The sequence below is a fragment of the Myxococcales bacterium genome, assembly GCA_023898405.1.
Taxonomy (GTDB): Bacteria; Myxococcota; UBA727; order UBA727; family JABDBI01.
Window position 1 is genome coordinate 2,253,441 of the sequence record CP060221.1, and the last position, 16,249, is coordinate 2,269,689.

General features: G+C 39.1%; 12 protein-coding genes. 10 read left to right on the plus strand and 2 right to left on the minus strand.

Annotation, left to right across the window (positions count from 1 at the left end):
* Positions 1-167 precede the first annotated feature (167 nt).
* From H6731_10215 to H6731_10255, 9 genes are all read left to right on the plus strand, one after another.
* Complete coding sequence (locus H6731_10215) at positions 168-3,818, plus strand: multifunctional oxoglutarate decarboxylase/oxoglutarate dehydrogenase thiamine pyrophosphate-binding subunit/dihydrolipoyllysine-residue succinyltransferase subunit (protein ID USN51981.1); 3,651 nt, start codon at positions 168-170, stop codon at positions 3,816-3,818.
* A 122-nt stretch (positions 3,819-3,940) separates the two neighbouring features.
* Positions 3,941-4,837, plus strand: coding sequence for a hypothetical protein (locus tag H6731_10220; GenBank protein ID USN50621.1), 897 nt, complete (start codon positions 3,941-3,943; stop codon positions 4,835-4,837).
* A gap of 204 nt (positions 4,838-5,041) precedes the next feature.
* Positions 5,042-6,217, plus strand: coding sequence for a branched-chain amino acid transport system II carrier protein (locus H6731_10225; GenBank protein USN50622.1), 1,176 nt, complete (start codon positions 5,042-5,044; stop codon positions 6,215-6,217).
* Between the two features lie 211 nt (positions 6,218-6,428).
* A complete protein-coding gene (locus tag H6731_10230; GenBank protein ID USN50623.1) occupies positions 6,429-8,510 on the plus strand; it encodes a dehydrogenase E1 component subunit alpha/beta in 2,082 nt (693 codons plus the stop codon).
* A 98-nt stretch (positions 8,511-8,608) separates the two neighbouring features.
* The gene (locus H6731_10235; protein USN50624.1) at positions 8,609-9,826 is read left to right on the plus strand and encodes a hypothetical protein; all 1,218 of its coding nucleotides are present in this window, start codon (positions 8,609-8,611) and stop codon (positions 9,824-9,826) included.
* A 23-nt stretch (positions 9,827-9,849) separates the two neighbouring features.
* Entirely contained in the window at positions 9,850-10,110 is a 261-nt protein-coding gene (locus tag H6731_10240) for a hypothetical protein (GenBank protein ID USN50625.1), read from the plus strand.
* A gap of 94 nt (positions 10,111-10,204) precedes the next feature.
* Positions 10,205-10,873, plus strand: a complete 669-nt coding sequence (locus H6731_10245; GenBank protein ID USN50626.1) for a TIGR00153 family protein — start codon at positions 10,205-10,207, stop codon at positions 10,871-10,873.
* Between the two features lie 77 nt (positions 10,874-10,950).
* Positions 10,951-12,192 carry an inorganic phosphate transporter gene (locus H6731_10250; protein USN50627.1) on the plus strand — a complete coding sequence of 414 codons (1,242 nt, stop codon included), beginning with the start codon at positions 10,951-10,953 and terminating at the stop codon, positions 12,190-12,192.
* Between the two features lie 424 nt (positions 12,193-12,616).
* Positions 12,617-13,609, plus strand: coding sequence for a C40 family peptidase (locus tag H6731_10255; protein USN50628.1), 993 nt, complete (start codon positions 12,617-12,619; stop codon positions 13,607-13,609).
* Between the two features lie 64 nt (positions 13,610-13,673).
* Here H6731_10255 and H6731_10260 read toward each other — a convergent pair whose 3' ends face one another.
* Together H6731_10260 and H6731_10265 are read right to left on the minus strand one after the other, a co-directional pair.
* Positions 13,674-14,030 carry a hypothetical protein gene (locus tag H6731_10260; protein USN50629.1) on the minus strand — a complete coding sequence of 119 codons (357 nt, stop codon included), beginning with the start codon at positions 14,028-14,030 and terminating at the stop codon, positions 13,674-13,676.
* A 340-nt stretch (positions 14,031-14,370) separates the two neighbouring features.
* The gene (locus tag H6731_10265; protein ID USN50630.1) at positions 14,371-15,168 is read right to left on the minus strand and encodes a hypothetical protein; all 798 of its coding nucleotides are present in this window, start codon (positions 15,166-15,168) and stop codon (positions 14,371-14,373) included.
* 185 nt (positions 15,169-15,353) lie between these two features.
* Here H6731_10265 and H6731_10270 point away from each other — a divergent pair, with 185 nt between their 5' ends.
* Entirely contained in the window at positions 15,354-15,812 is a 459-nt protein-coding gene (locus H6731_10270) for a hypothetical protein (protein ID USN50631.1), read from the plus strand.
* The last annotated feature ends 437 nt before the right edge of the window (positions 15,813-16,249 follow it).

Consider the following 16,249-nt stretch of genomic DNA (forward strand, 5'->3'; position numbering starts at 1 on the left):
ATATTAGTGGATCAAATTGAATGAAAGCCTTCAATTTATTGCCTAAGGCGCTTTAAAAATTTTGAAGGTGAGTTATTGGTATTTCAAAACTTTATTGTCGTCGTCAAATACCAAGATCGGATTCAAACATTGAGGTTGATGCAGTGGTTGATACAAAAAAAGATGATATTTTTGGCCTTAATGAAAGCTATGTAGAGATATTGCGCTCTCAATGGATTGAAAACCCTTTAAGTGTCGGTAAAGAGTGGCGAGATTATTTTGAGGGGACTCCTGTTTTAGCGAAAAGAGAGCAGCAACAGCCTTTCGTATCAGCTCAAGTTCTCGAAAAAAGCCACGAGCAAGGAAAAGAAAGGTTATCGGATGCAACAAATAATATCCCTTTGGTTGGTATTGCTCGAAAAATTGCTCAGAACATGCAAGAGAGCTTATCGGTACCTACCGCAACGTCGGTTCGCACCATTCCTGTAAAGGTTCTCGAAGAGAATCGTCTGATCATCAATGAATATTTGAATGATGAAGCTGAAGCACGCTGTTCATATACTCATATAATCGCATATGCCCTGGTAAAAGCGCTCAAGAAATTTCCTAGTCTTAATAATGGGTACAGTGAACAGGATAAACAGCCAGCTAAAGTTGTCAGAAAAGATATCAATCTTGGGCTTGCCATCGATTTGCCTGGAAGAGATGGGGGACGAACGCTTGTAGTGCCTAACATCAAGGCGGCTCAAAATTTAGATTTTGCTGCATTTTTTAAGAAATATAATGAGATCTTGGCTCTTGCCCGCACTGGCAAACTTGATGCCCAACACTTTATGGGCACGAGCGTAACACTTACCAACCCTGGAGGCCTTGGGACAGTACTGTCCAATCCTCGTCTTATGCAAGGACAAGGGTGTATTATCGCCACGGGGAGCATTGGTTATCCTGCTGAATATGAGGCTGCAAGTCCTGAAACACTGCAACTTTTAGGAATAGGAAAGGTTATGAGCATAAGCTCAACCTATGATCACCGCATTATTCAAGGAGCTGAGTCCGGGAGGTTGTTGAGCTATTTGCACGATCTTTTGGTAGGAGAAGATGGACTTTATCAGGAAATTTATCACTCTCTAAAAATTCCTCATCAACCCTATCGTCTAAGGAAAGATGAAGCAGTTATTTTAGGTCAACACGCGAGCACTACACAAACCGAGAGAGCTATGCGGGTGAGCCAGCTCATTCATGCTTATCGCCGCTTGGGTTTTTTGCTCGCTCATGTTGATCCTTTGCACTTGATCCCTCAAGAGCACCCAGAGCTTGATCTCAAAAGTTATGGGCTTACTATTTGGGATCTCGATCGTCCATTTGATACTTTAGGTCTTCTTGATAAAAAAACTGCTCCATTGCGTGAGATATTGCAGCGTCTGCGTGAGACTTATTGCCGTCGTATGGGTGTTGAATACATGTATATCCATGACGTAGAGCGAAGAAACTGGCTGCAACACAATGTAGAGAAAAAGGGCGAAGAGTTTAGTATCGAAGAAAAAAAACGCGTTTTGCATGACCTAGTAAAAGCTGAAGGAATAGAACATTTTTTGCATAAGCGTTTTGTTGGCCATAAACGTTTTAGTATTGAAGGCGCAGAAGTCGTTATAACTCTGCTGAGAAGTCTACTGGATTCTGCAGCGGCATATGGCGCAAGTGAAGCAGTTATTGGAATGGCACACAGGGGTAGACTCAACGTGCTTACCAATATTGTTGGTAAACCTTATGAGGCAATTTTTGCCGAGTTTGATGATATTGATCCAAAAACTATTCAAGGCACTGGTGATGTTAAATATCATTTGGGAGCTAAAGGGATTCATCGTTACCATGGTCCGGTAAGAAATTCTGATCGTGAAGAGTCTCGCGCCCTTCGAGTCGAACTTGCATGCAATCCTTCTCACCTTGAGGCAGTAAATCCAATAGTCGAAGGTATTGTACGAGCGAAACAAGATTTGGCTGGTGATCGTGAGCGAGATAAAATAATTCCAATTTTGATCCATGGGGATGCAGCTTTTGCAGGACAGGGAGTTGTATATGAAACGCTGCAACTTAGTGGGCTACAAGGTTTTAGAACAGGTGGAACTGTTCATATCATCATTAATAATCAGATTGGTTACACAACACCACCCGAGCGAGCTCGTACGTCACAGAATTGTTCAGACATTGGACGAGCCGTTGGCATACCTGTTTTTAGAGTCAATGGTGATAGCCCAGAGGCAGGTCTAAGGGCAATCAGGATAGCCTTTGAGTATAGGGCTCGTTTTAAAAGTGATGTGATTGTTGATGTTGTGTGCTATCGCAGGCATGGGCATAACGAGGGAGATGAACCGAGTTTTACTCAGCCTATTTTGTACAGAGCCATCAAAGATCATCCTTCTGTTGCGCAAATTTATGCTGACTTTTTGATTCGCCGACAAGATATTACTGCTCAAGAAGTGAAATCTATCGAAGAAAGCTATCATCAAAAATTAGAGATGGCGCTTTTGGCCGTAAGAGAAAAAGGAAGAAGTTCGTTTTCTAAAGAACATGTGCTTGATGAGTTTGATGTAATCACAACCACTCATCAAGATTTACCTACCGCTGTCGATGAAGAAATTTTAAAACAGATTACCGAACGTACCACCTATGATCCAGAGCTGGTAGAGCTTCATCCACGAGTGGTGGAGCATGTGCTGAATCGTCGTAAATCAATGTTATTCGGATGTGAGCACAAGATTGATTTTGGTGCAGCAGAAATTCTTGCCTATGGATCCTTGCTTATGGAAGGGACTCCTGTCCGTATGAGCGGGCAAGATTGTGGGCGAGGAACCTTTGCCCATCGTCATGCTGTTTTGTACGATATCAATGATGGGAGGCCGTATATTCCTCTCAATCATTTGCGCAAATCTCGAGATGAAGGAGAGGAAATTTGGCAGCCGAGCCGCTTTAGAATTTATGATTCACCCTTGAGTGAAGAGGGAGTTTTGGGTTTTGAGTATGGTTACTCAGTAAGTCATCCTTCATCTTTGGTTGTATGGGAAGCTCAGTTCGGAGATTTTTTTAACGGAGCTCAAATACAAATTGATCAGTTTATTTCATCAAGTGAAGCAAAATGGGGGCAGAAGAGTCGATTGGTTATGATGCTGCCTCATGGCTATGACGGTCAGGGGCCAGAGCATAGCTCTGCACGTATTGAAAGATTTTTGCAACTTTGTGCCCAGGGTAATATGCGAGTTTGCAACTGTTCTACCCCAGCGCAACTTTTCCATCTGTTGCGAAGACAGGCTAAGCAAAAAAAGAAGCCTTTGATTATTTTTAGCCATAAGAGTTTGTTACGTGCTGAGGATGCGGCATCTTTGGTAAGTGATCTTAGTAGTGGATCATTTCAAGCTGTAATCCCAGATGCCATAAGCGACAAACGAAAAACACTTGATCGTCTGATTTTTGTAAGCGGTAAAATATATTGGGATCTTGTGCGCTACCAGAAAACTTTGGAAAAAATACCTGTCAATGTGCGCTTAGTACGTTTAGAACAGCTTTATCCTTTCCCAACCGAAGAGATTATGCGCGTTATCGAAGAAAAGTCTGCTCGAGAAATAATCTGGTTACAAGAAGAACCACGAAACAGTGGTGCGTTTTTGTTCGTTAAAGACCAAATGTCTAAGCTTAACATAGATATTCGCTATGTCGGGCGGGCTGAAAGTGCTTCTCCTGCAACAGGATCTCCAAAAATTCACAAGCTTCAGCAAGCGCGTTTGTTGGAGGCAGCATTTGCACCTTTGCAGAAAGCAGCTAGAGATTTAGAGATAATTGTGTGAAATAAGTAAAATTACAGTTATTATTTCTATCTAAGAGGTTAATTTTATATTTTTATGTATGGGGTTGAAATTTTTTTCAATAACTTAAATTATTGTAGTTGTTATTAATAAGGAAATAAAAAATGAAAAGAGTTATATTGTTAATTATGTTGTATTTGTTGAATTCATGTGGTCCGGATGGAGTAGTAGGTGGATTACCGGATAGAGTAGTAGATGGAGTAATTAATAAATCGCGAGGCTTGAACCTAAAAAGCAGTAAACCTCAAGAAAGTCAAACGCCTAAGGGACCGCTTAAAAAACGCATCGATGATAAAACCCTTTTAAGTTGGATTGGAAAGGTCCCTCAGCAAGAAACCACATGGGGATGCGGCAATGTTAGCTGCGGTTATGCTATTGTAGCGTCGGGTAAAAATCGTTTTGATCCAAATGTTCTAAAAGAGTATCCAGTAAGCGTTCATGCTGTATTCGCTAAAGATGTTAAACCAGAGATAGAGAAGCTTATTCCTTCTTTAAAACTTCAAACTGAAGTAGATAAAAGGGGGAATGAGCATTTTATTGTTGGCGCTATGCCTCATAGCTTGCCTGAATATCTAGCACATCATGGTGCTAAAGGTGCTCACCATATTGCTTTAGACTCCCTAAGCAAACAAGATTTTATTGATGAAGTTTTAGCTAATGTTAATAAGAATAGACCTCTCATTGTTATGCAAGTAGTAAACCCTAATGAATTTACTTTACACTATTTAAGTGTTGTGGGTATAAGCAATGACTTTAGTAAAGTGTTGCTTTTAGATACCACCGGGGAAGCTCAGAAGCGTTTAAGGTGGGAAGATGTGGACAACTTTATGAAAAGTTTGAATGCTCGAAGCTTCAAAAGTAATTTAAATGCAATGTTGCCTGTGCTTATAGGTTTGCTTCCGCTTTCGGAAACGTTGGGAATTAAAGTTGTCAAGCTTATAGATCCCAAAGAATTAAATCGTCTTGGAAATTTTAATTTAATTTCTTTTAGCGATCGCTAGTCAGTATCGATTATGGCTTTTCAATAGAATGTATTGACGTATTCATTTGTGTATTTTAGCGTTGGTCCATGATTATATCCCTTGTTCAAACACTAAGTATTATTTTTCCAGCTTACTCTATGCTGGCAAAGGGATAGTCTTGTTGAAGTTAAAATTCCCAAAAAGGCCGGCCCAAAGCCGGTTTTTTTGTTTTTGGTGGTTAATATGGATAAGATCAAGCAACTTTTTAGTGCCAATTTTTTTACTGCGGGTTTGGCTATGTTTGCCATGTTTTTTGGCTCTGGTAATTTAATTTTTCCTGTGGGAGTTGGGCGGGTTGCAGCTGAACAAAATGTCTGGGCTATGTTGGGGCTTTTTGCAACGGCAATTCTGTTGCCATTTTTTGGCATATGCTTGATGCTTCTCTACAATGGAGAGCAAGAACAATTTTTCCAAAAAATCGGTATCATACCAGGCAAGCTTATTACTTTTGCTATTCTTGCTTTGATTGGGCCTTTTGGAGTATTACCTCGTTGCATTGCCTTTTCCTACTCAACGCTTTCGCTTTATTTTGAATCAGTAAACCTAGCAAGCTTTGCTGTTGTTTCTTGCCTCTTGATTTTTATCTTTTCCTATAAAGAAAACGATGTCGTCGGTATCATTGGAAATTTTTTAACCCCGATTCTTCTTATCTCACTGGCTATAATAATTTTTAATGGTCTTAGAGCCGATGAAATAGAAACCTTAGTTGATAATAAAGCAGCCGCTTGGGATATGGTGCGTTTTGGTTTTCTTGAGGGTTATAAGACCTTTGACGTTTTTGCTGCGCTGTTTTTTGCAAGCGCCGTGATTCCATCATTTCGTAATGTATTAGGTGAAAAAATAAATGACAAAAAATCTTTATTAAAACTTGCTGTGAAGTCAAGCGTAGTAGGAGGTCTGCTCTTATTTAGTGTGTACTGTGGGCTTAGTTTTGTTGCAGCAAATTTGAGGGGAGCATTAACTGGGGTCGCTGGAGACAAATTATTAGGTGTTATAGCAACTCTCACCATGGGGAAAACAGCAGGTCTCATAGCCAATTCGATCGTGTTTTTGGCATGCTTGACGACCGCTATTTCTCTTGCCTTGGTATCAGCTGAATATATTAAAAAAGAAGTATGCCGTGAAAAAATTAGCTATGGTCGCTCTTTGAGTATAACAATGGGGATTACTCTCGTTATGTCACTCTTAGGTTTTGATGGCATTATGCGCATGATAATACCAGTATTGATGGTGTTGTATCCTGCAACTATTATTTTAATGATTGTTAGTGCTCTCAATTATTTCTTTGCTTTTCCCTATATAAAAATTCCTTTTTATACAACCTTACTGTGCTCTTTGATGATTACGCTGTTTTTCTAAATTTTTAGCTCATAGTAACTCAAGAAATTAGCTGGGGCTTTAATTTTTGAGCGCTCGCAACATAGCGAGGACTAAGAAGAAATTAAAGGTTCAGTTAATTTCTTGGGTCGTTATAATTCAAGCACATTGCAAAGGCTGTTATTTTTCGTGCGTTGAAAAATGAGAATTTTTTGTGCAGTATCGGTTTGCATTCTAGCAATACGAGATAAACATGAGTACAGCCATGGTTACCACAGCCTCAAAGAGAAAGAATCCTAAACGTATAACTAAAGCTCATGGTCTAGAAGCCGATGTCTTATTAAAGGCTTACGAGACAATGTTTTGTTCTCGTAGCCTTGATGAGAAGATGCTTATCTTGCTACGACAAGGCAAAAGCTATTTTCATATTGGAGCAATGGGACACGAAGCAGTTCAGATGGCTTGTGGTTTGGCAATGAGACCAAAACTGGATTTCTTGTTTCCCTACTATCGCGATCAAACGCTCTGTCTGGCTCTAGGACAAAGTCCCTATGAATTTCTTCTCGCATTTTTGGCGCGTCAAGGAGATCCACACAGCGGTGGCAGGCAAATGCCTATGCACTACGGTAATAAGTCCTTGAATATTCCTACCAGCTCGTCGTCAACCGGAACGCAGTTTCTTCAAGCATTGGGGTGCGCTTTCGCGGCCATGCGCATCCATGAAAAAAATCCCAAAGAAGAAATGGCGGTAACAGTTTGTACAACAGGAGATGGAACTACCTCGCAAGGAGAGTTTTACGAAGCATTGAGTTGGGCTGCCCGAGCTAAGGCCCCCATTGTATTTTTAGTGGAAAATAATCGCTACGCTATTAGTGTTAATATTCAAGAACAACGTCCTGGAGCAGCAATTGCTGACAATCATAAAAATTTTTTCGGTTTGAGAACCCAAAAAGTTGATGGCTGTGATGTAGAAGCGAGTTTTAAAGTATTAAAGTCTGCTATTGAGCATGCACGTTCGGGGGGAGGGCCCACTTTGGTAGAAGCGGATGTTGTCCGTCTTCTATCTCATAGCTCATCAGACGATCAGAAAAAATATCGTGTCAAATCAGAACTCGCCAAAGATCTAGCACGTGATCCAATCGAGGCGTTGAGAAAAAAATTGCTGAGCGAGAAAATTATTACTGAAAAAAACTTAGCTCATAGAGAAAGTAAAATTAAAAATGATGTCGATGAAGCAGCTGATAGAGCATTAAAAACTCCTAACCCTGCTCGAAGCGAAGCCATCACACATGTATGGTCAAATCAAAAAGAACCCCCTTTAGTTACAGATGTAAAACTTGGAAAAGAGCCAGTCGTTCTCGTCGATGCCGTTAACCAAGCTTTGAAAGAAGCATTGGCTACCGATGAAAAGGTATTGGTATTCGGTCAGGATGTTGCTTATGGGAAAGGCGGTGTTTTTACTGCCACGAGAGGATTGAGCGACCAATTTGGAACTGAGAGGTGTTTCAATGCGCCTTTGGCCGAGGCAAGTATTGTTGGAGTGGCTATTGGTCTCGCTATGAGAGGTTTTCGACCTGTTCCGGAAATTCAGTTTGGCGATTATATATGGACAGCAATGATGCAAATAAGAAACGAGCTAGCCACAATTCGCTATCGATCAAACAATCAATTTTCAGCGCCAGTTGTTATTCGAGTTCCCGTTGGCGGTTATATTCATGGTGGTTTGTGTCACTCTCAAAATATTGAGGCTACTTTTGCTCACTTTCCCGGAATTAAGATAGCGCTTCCATCAACAGCTATTGATGCTTATGGTCTCTTGAAAACAGCTCTTTCAGGACAAGATCCAGTTTTATTTTTAGAACATAAAGCATTGTATAGGCAAAGTTTTGCCCGTTCATGTTTACCGATCAAAGAAGGTTATAAAATCCCATTTGGTAAAGGAGTTATCAGGAAGGCTGGTAGGGATGTTACGGTGGTGACCTATGGCATTTTAGTACAGCGAGCGCTGGAAGCTGCTCAACAGTTAGAAGACTCCCAGATAAGCGTAGAGATTATTGATCTGCGTACGATTGTTCCCTACGATCGTGAACTTATTTTTCAATCGGTAAAAAAGACAGGCAAAATTTTGGTGCTGCACGAAGATATGCGTTTTATGGGTTTTGGTGCAGAAATCGCAAGTGATATAGCCGAAAATTGTTTTATGGATCTTGATGCCCCGGTAAAACGCCTTGCAGCAAAAGATGCGCCAGTGCCATACAATTCTGATCTTGAGGAGGAAGTTTTACCGCAGGTATCTGATATAGTGAGAGAGATTGAAGAGCTAAGTAGGTTTTAGCAGAGCGTTTTGATGATAGATGTAGTTTGAAAACATGTCTGATATTTTTTGTGATTTCATAAAAATGAGCCTCTTGGTAGGACTTAAAAAGTTGGTTTATGACGATAATAATTACTTGTGGCGAAACAAGAGCTAGTTTGTCTGCAGTACGCGCCTTGGGAAGAGCTGGTATTCCAGTTGCGGTGTCGTCCTACAAAAAACCCTCTCTTTCTATGTGGTCTCGTTTCGCTTCGTCAAGTTTTTTAACTAATGATCCAAAAGTGAGTGCGCAGGTTTTTACTCAACAAATTGCTGACGAGTTGAAAGCTCGATATGCATCATGCTTCTTGGTCGGTAGCGATGATGCATTTTGGGCTATCTCGCGTTTTCGAGATCTTCTGCCATTAAGCGCTCAAAAAATTTTGCCGCCACATTATTCGGTAGTTCGATCCTTGGATCATGAAGCGCTTCATAATTTTGCTGAATCATTGGGCGTTCCCTGTGCGCCTTTCATCAGAATTCCGGGAGATAGCGATCTCGAGATGATCATGTCTCTGCTTGAAGGGTCGGTATGGCCTAAATTATTTCGCCCCATTATCCCTTGGACCGAAAGAGAAGACGGAACACGTCGTGTAAATAAACGTTTTGTCGCGAAATCTGCTCGACATCTACGCATTCTTTTTAATCGTCATCCTGAACTTTTTAAAAATGGTGCTCTAGTGAGTGCCTATAGAACCAAACGAGCCATATCTTATTTTGGTGTATGTGATAGAGCTAAAGTGGTTGTAGAAGGGTTTCAAGAGCGATTAAGTGAGCAAGAACCTTATAATGAAGTTGCCACCTTAGCGCTTACCATTGATCCCATTATTGTGATCAGGAAGCATACTCAAAATTTATTAGAGGCACTTCAATGGCAGGGGCCGTTTAAGGCTGAATTTATTAAGGACGAGCGTGGTAACTATCGATTGATTTCTTTAATCGGGCGCCTTTGGGGCTCGTTGCAGCTTTCAATTTCTGCGGGTGTTAATATCCCCCTCATTTGTTACGCGCTTGCCCAAGAAACATTAGATCTCAATCAACTGAGGAATGCCCGACCTCATGTTGCTATGCGTTGGCTTATAGGGGATGCAGCTTCAAAGTTTTTTAATGCAGGTCATGTTGTTAAAAATATTTTTGCCCTGAGCCATAATCTTGCAGCATGGGACAAAATAAAACATTTGCTGGGTAAGCAAAAAACTACAACATGTTACGATGTATTTGATTTACAAGATCCCATGCCTTTTTTGTTCGAATTGCAGCATAAAACGTGGCGGAGAGCATTCGGAGAAAACGCATAAATGCGAGGAGATTAGGAAAACATATGACAAAAGTAGATTCAAAGAAAAATCTGAATGAAATAGATAGCATTTTAGTTTTAGCTAATAAAAATTATGTTGTAGGTAATTTTTATCGGGCAAGGAAATTAGTGCATGGTATTATTGGAGTGGCTGAGATAAGTAAACAGCAAAATTTAAAGTGCTTAGAAATTCTAAGGTTGAGTACTTTTGACAAATGGGCATTTTCTATAGGTTTTTTCTGTATAGGTCTTAGTAGTGCTGCAGCATTTTTGGTAGCGTATTAGTCTACAATGACTTCATTCAAAATTATGGGCGCTATTGCTTCTTGTTTTTTATATCGCTAGTAAGTGAACAGCCGAACTTTATTGCGGGAAAATTATGTTGTGGAATCTGATTAGTAAAAATCCCTTTGCTTCATTAAAGCAGCATATGGAAAAGACTCAATTATGCGTTTTGAAAGTTAAAGAAATTTTTGAGGCTTTATTTGACGGCAATAAAGATAGAGTTAAGCAGCTCGCCAAAGAAATAAGTGTGCTGGAGCATGACTGCGATCGTATAAAACAAGACTTACGCATGAGAGTGGCGAAAAGTATAATTATGCCCATCGAACGGCGTGATTTACTCCAAGTGCTCGCTAATATGGACTCTGTTGCTGATAGTGCTGAAGACGTGGGTGTTTTATTAACCATGCGTTGGATGATAATGCCTGATGCTTTGCAGAAAAATTTTGGGAGTTTTTTAAATAAAACCATTGAAGTAGTCGATGAATCTGCCCAAGTTGTTTTTTCTCTGGATAGGCTTTTAGAAGCAGGTTTCTCTGGCCCTGATGGCGAGGAGGTGCTCAATCGTATTAGCCATATTGACAGGCTTGAGCACGAAGCTGACAAAGCGCAAGATCAATTGGGTAAACGATTATTTGAGCTGGAAAATGAATTGAGCCCTGCAGCCCTTATAATGTGGATAAAAATTATTGAGCGTGTTGGTAAGCTTTCTGATAGTTGTGAGCGAATGATGAGTCATATTCGGCTTATGATAGAAACAAAATAATATCATTTAGTGTATTTTCTCATTGTGGAAAACTAACTATATGTACCTCAGAATAAAAATTTAGCAGGGAAGTACGCGTGGAACCTGTTTTGATTCTTGTCGTCATTGCCGTCATTGCGGGATTTTATTTGGCTTTTAACATCGGTGCCAATGATGTTGCAAATACAATGGGTACCTCTGTTGGTAGCCAAGCAATGTCGATCAAACAGGCGATTGTCCTGGCAGCTATCTGTGAATTCCTAGGAGCATTGCTTATTGGCGACGAAGTCAGTCGCACCATCAAGCAAGGCTTTGTAAGTCCCACAATTTTTGCTGCTGACCCTTATGGGTTTGCGTTAGGAATGACCGGCGCAATATTGGCAACTTCTCTATGGTTGCAGTTTGCAACTTTTCGTGGCTTACCCGTATCTACCACTCATAGTATTGTAGGCGCGGTTTTGGGTTTTGCCATTATGCGCGGAGGATGGGGAGAGATTAATTTTTCTCAACTTGGAGCCATTTTTTCTAGTTGGTTGATATCCCCAATTTTGGGGGGAATAATAGCATTTTTATGTTTACGATTTATATTGAGATTTATCATCGATAGCAATGATCCTATTGGGCGCTCGAAAAAAATTGTTCCTTTTATGATCGGAAGCGCTGTTATTATTTTAAGCAGTGCTTTTACTCCCAAGCTTATCAAAAAGGTATTAGATAATTATGTGGGAGTATGGGGAATAATAGCGTCAATTTTATTGGGTCTACTGGTCGCGTTTATTTTTCATATTCTGATCGAGAAAATATCTCCTTCTTCTAATCGGCGTGATGAATTATTAATTCTCACCGAAAAAATATTTGCCAAAATGCAGTTTGTTACAGCTTGCTTTTTGGCTTTTGCTCATGGCAGCAATGATGTAGCCAACGCCATCGGTCCAGCATCGGCGGTTATTTCAGCTTTAGTGGACAATAGTGTTAACAAAGAGACTCATGTGCCTTTGTGGCTGTTGTTGGTAGGTGGGGTAGGTATTGTCATTGGACTTGCAATTTTTGGACGAAAAGTCATTCAAACTGTTGGAAAAAATATAACAGAAATTACTCCTACACGAGGTTTTGCAGCAGAATTTTCTGCAGCCCTTACGATTTTATTAGGTACAATCTTAGGTCTTCCTTTGTCTACAACCCATGTGTTAGTGGGAGCAGTTATTGGGGTGGGTTTTGCTCGAGGCATTGGCGGTATTGATGTTTTGGTTATAAAGAGAATAGCCAGATCATGGATTGTGACGATGCCGGTTACCGCGGTAATTTCCATGATCTTTTGCTTTTTTCTACAAAGAATTTAACCATTGCTCATAGCAAATTCCAGAAATCAGCTTAAGCCTTCAATTTCTGAATGCCAGCAGCAAAGCGAAAGCAAGGAATAAATTAAAGGAGGCTTAAGTAATTTCTGGGACTGGTATCGGTGCTGTAATTCAGGCTTGATTTAAAGAAAACAATTAGTAATAGATGCTAATAATGTGGAAAACTTGCCGAGTATAGAGAGGCTATAATGAACTTTAAAAGGACTTTTCCTACCACAGTCAATTAAGCTGTAACCCAAGATTTATTCTTTGGTTGCAGGAGAGACTACGTATACAAAAATGTGGATGCTTATGCATCTTCTCCTGGCAATTATTTAGCCAAAAGAAGTTGTGGTCAAATGGTGCTGATTTTTAATGTTCAGCTGCGGACCCTTTCGGAAAAATTTGTAATTTTTAGGAGATGCAAGTGAAATTTTACCCTTTTAGTTTCTTTTTATTGAGCCTTGTAATTCATGCTGCAGAGTTTGATTACAAGCCAACACTAATGTTTGTCGGACCTATGGAGAGATTATTGTGTACAGAAAAAACTCCAAGCATACTGCCTGCAGATCTTTATTACTCAGAAGCACACCATAGAGGCTATCAAATAAGTCAAATGCTCTTTGGCTCTGAATTTTCTTTTCAGTTCCAAACGAACAGTGCTTTTGGGTTTTGGATCAAAGGAAATAATTTCATTGGATTTGTTAAAGAAAAACCAAATTTTATTTTTATAGACGAAGATTTAATTGGCCGAGATAGAGCATGTGTTTCAGTGAAGCTCGCCGATATCTACCGTGTGGGTGGCGATCAAGTTCAACAAATTCCAATGGGGGCGGTTTTTCATGTAGATAACTATCAAGATACCGATGGATATCTTCAAATAGTTGGAACTAATTTTATTATCAGCAGTGATGATGTTGTTTTTGTTAAAGATGCAAAAAAAAGAAATGCTAAAGAAAAATGCCGAATAATGCTATCTCAGGCAAGAAAATTGTTGGAGCTTCCCTTTCAATGGGGTGGTAATTCTGCACTGGAAGGGAGTGGCTTTGATTGTTCGGGATTAATCTATGCTGCAGTCATGGTGGCTGATTGTGATCGAGCAAATGAAATAGGCAGGTCTGTCGGGTGCTGGTACAATAAAACTCAGCAATTTGATCCGCACAAAGAAAATCTAGTGCCAGGAGATTTAATTTTATTTTCTACTGTCAGTAAACACGGCATTATTCCTTGTCATGTAGCTATCTACAGTGGTGAAGATAATTTTATTGAGTCGAGTCCCGTGGAAAAAAAGATTATTGAGCATAGTTTCTTTGATACTTTTGCTATTGATTTAGCAACTATAATTTTTTCGCACAATCATGAGATAGATTATCAGGGTGATATGTTCAGGATGTCGTTTCATAAAATTTGGCTTCATTAAAATAAGTAAGTAATTATCCCTGAGCATTTCTATGTACTCGAGATTATCATTATATTAGCGGAATTTATATAGCGTTTTTATAGTGTTGATGAAGTTGAGAACACCTGAGTTCAAGAAGAGATGCATGATAACTGCCAATAATTTGTGCGCCGGTACTTCTTTCAAGCTGTGCTGAGCGCAGAAGTAAAAGACATTCATCTAATTGCTGGCAAATTTTTTGATCGTGCAGTATATGACTACGTTTTCTGCTCGATTTCGTGTCGTCAATTTCATCAGGGGATGAAAGCTCAGATTGGCTGTTACTTTCATCTGCATTTAAATAAGTTTCATTAGATAAAAAGTTGAGAAACTCATCTGCAGTTGCAAGCTCATCTATAAAATCGGGTACATAATTAAATTTGTGATGCAATTTTAAAAGCAATGCACGTGCTTCATCGCTTTTTATAGGGAGTTGATTATTGTTCTCCTGTCGTGGAATAAAAATACAAAATATTAAACAAATTTTCTTGTAAATTTTTTTAAGTTCATTCCCGTTAAGGAATTTTTTATTAGATTTTTATCTTTAGCAAGTTTTTAATTAACTCTGTTGAAGATATTTTTGTTTTGTTCGTTGAATGCTAAAATGGACTGAGTAAAAATAAAGATAATCAAGATAAATTTCATCATAACCTCCCAAGTTTTTTGAATAGTCCACATTAAACATGATTTTTATAGTTGATTTATTATTCAATTAATTTAACGAGCAAAGAGAGTGAAGCTGATCAATCATCAGATGTATGAAGTTGAGTAATATCGAGTATTTTTCCAGCCTTAAGACATTCGCATGACCACAGCAGTCTTTCGGTAAGCCATATTTGTAATATGACTGGGTCATTGGAATTTCCGATAAAATTATAGGCCCTTGCTTTGTTGCATATCTTATTAGTTTTAAGTGATAAGATTTTCCGGATGTAAGTCTCGTCCTTTTCTAGATCCTGAGTCGCAAGCCAGCGAACGACATTTTCAAGATCTTTGGTGACATATTTTTTTACCCAAGGGTTATCGTCGTATCCAAAAAATGCTGTCAGGTTCAATGGTTTGTAACAAGAACTTCCTCCGTATAAATTATTTAGATAAATAAGATCGATACTCTCAACGCTATCTTTGGTAAAAAGACTTTTTTTCGTGGTGAGATACTCTTTATCGGTAGTCATCTTAAGGTAATAGGAGTCCGTCACGGAATTAGGTGGTAACTCTTCAGCAAATTCTATTTCCTCCAAAATAGAGTCGCGGTTTTGTTGGTTGATTGCTGACACAAGCTCACTATTGCCCCTGAGCAAAATTTTTACTCGATTGACTGAGTCGCAGCAATACTCATAACCTCTCGATTCATGACCAGGAGGATTAGTGCAAGTATTTACCCCGCATCCGCAAGCAGCACTTATACCAATCCCAGCAGTAGTAACACCAACACCAGCAAAAAAACATGCGATTGAAGACAGGTCTAACGCTCCCAATGATAAAGATAGAAAAAACAAAAAGCTGTAAATAACTAATTTAAATTGTAGATAAATATTCATGATAAACTTGATTGGCTTTTTAAGTGCTCTTGTCAATAAGACTGCCTTATCTTGTTATTAACATGGATATTCGATCAACTATTCCAATGTATAAAAACAGTAATAAATACACTAAATTTTGAAAATCAGCATGTTGCAGTTTAAACTTAAAAAAATTTCTCACATATAATTGTTAGGGAGTTGAGATGATAAATGCTCTTTTTTTTGTAGTCATGCTTTTTTCTTTGAATTCGTTTACGACTATATCAGTATCATTCACCAATGACGGAGCAAATGATATTTGTTTAATGTCTTATAACGGTAAAGATTCGACATTTGCCATACCCTATCAATACAAGCAAGTTAATCCTGGTGAAACAAAGTCAGTAAAATGCTTAGGGCAGGGAAAAGGGCGTTGCAAAATTGAAGTTTCAAGAAGGCTCGATGGGGGATCAATGAGCGGCAAATGTCAAGCTGTATTTGGGTGTAGTGGAGACAATTGCCCAGACGATATTACCGACCCTTCAGGAACAAAAATTAGAAAAAACGATACTTGTACCTATAGCTCTGAGATTTCTTCGGTCACAGATCAAGTTGCCGGTGAATCAATTACATGTGACAATTCAGACTCAACAATTGAATACACCAACAATCTTAACCCCTAGATACTTGATTGTTACACAACTTGAAATTGAGATGAGCGTATCTCAATTTCAAGCTGTCAGCTTGTTGCGTGGAACATAGAAATTTTAAACATAATATTTAATCTTTTGAGCATTAAAAATTTTACGGCTTAACACAACAGTATTTTTAAGGTGCTCCTTTGCTCAACGATGCGTATGTTTTTGTAGTTGATGCTATTGGGCTTGGGTATTCATCTCATTATTAATGCATTTCTTGATTTGTAATTCCTGCACGAGGGACACCTCCTTCATAGTTTATGAAAGTATTCAAGGATAAACGAGCTAGAGTTTTGTTCATTGTTAATCTTAATAAACTGCGGTTTCACTTTTTATACTGATAAAATTGCTCGTTGAGCTCCCAAAGAATCAAGCGCGTTAGGAAATAATTTTACTCTTTACTACATTCATGTGAAGCGAAT

Bases quoted from the DNA above. Each gene is read 5' to 3' on its own strand.
- H6731_10220 (USN50621.1), top strand. From the start codon at position 3,941: ATGAAAAGAGTTATATTGTTAATTATGTTGTATTTGTTGAATTCATGT.
- H6731_10225 (USN50622.1), top strand. From the start codon at position 5,042: ATGGATAAGATCAAGCAACTTTTTAGTGCCAATTTTTTTACTGCGGGT.
- H6731_10230 (USN50623.1), top strand. From the start codon at position 6,429: ATGAGTACAGCCATGGTTACCACAGCCTCAAAGAGAAAGAATCCTAAA.
- H6731_10235 (USN50624.1), top strand. From the start codon at position 8,609: ATGACGATAATAATTACTTGTGGCGAAACAAGAGCTAGTTTGTCTGCA.
- H6731_10240 (USN50625.1), top strand. From the start codon at position 9,850: ATGACAAAAGTAGATTCAAAGAAAAATCTGAATGAAATAGATAGCATT.
- H6731_10245 (USN50626.1), top strand. From the start codon at position 10,205: ATGTTGTGGAATCTGATTAGTAAAAATCCCTTTGCTTCATTAAAGCAG.
- H6731_10265 (USN50630.1), bottom strand. From the start codon at position 15,168: ATGAATATTTATCTACAATTTAAATTAGTTATTTACAGCTTTTTGTTT.
- H6731_10270 (USN50631.1), top strand. From the start codon at position 15,354: ATGATAAATGCTCTTTTTTTTGTAGTCATGCTTTTTTCTTTGAATTCG.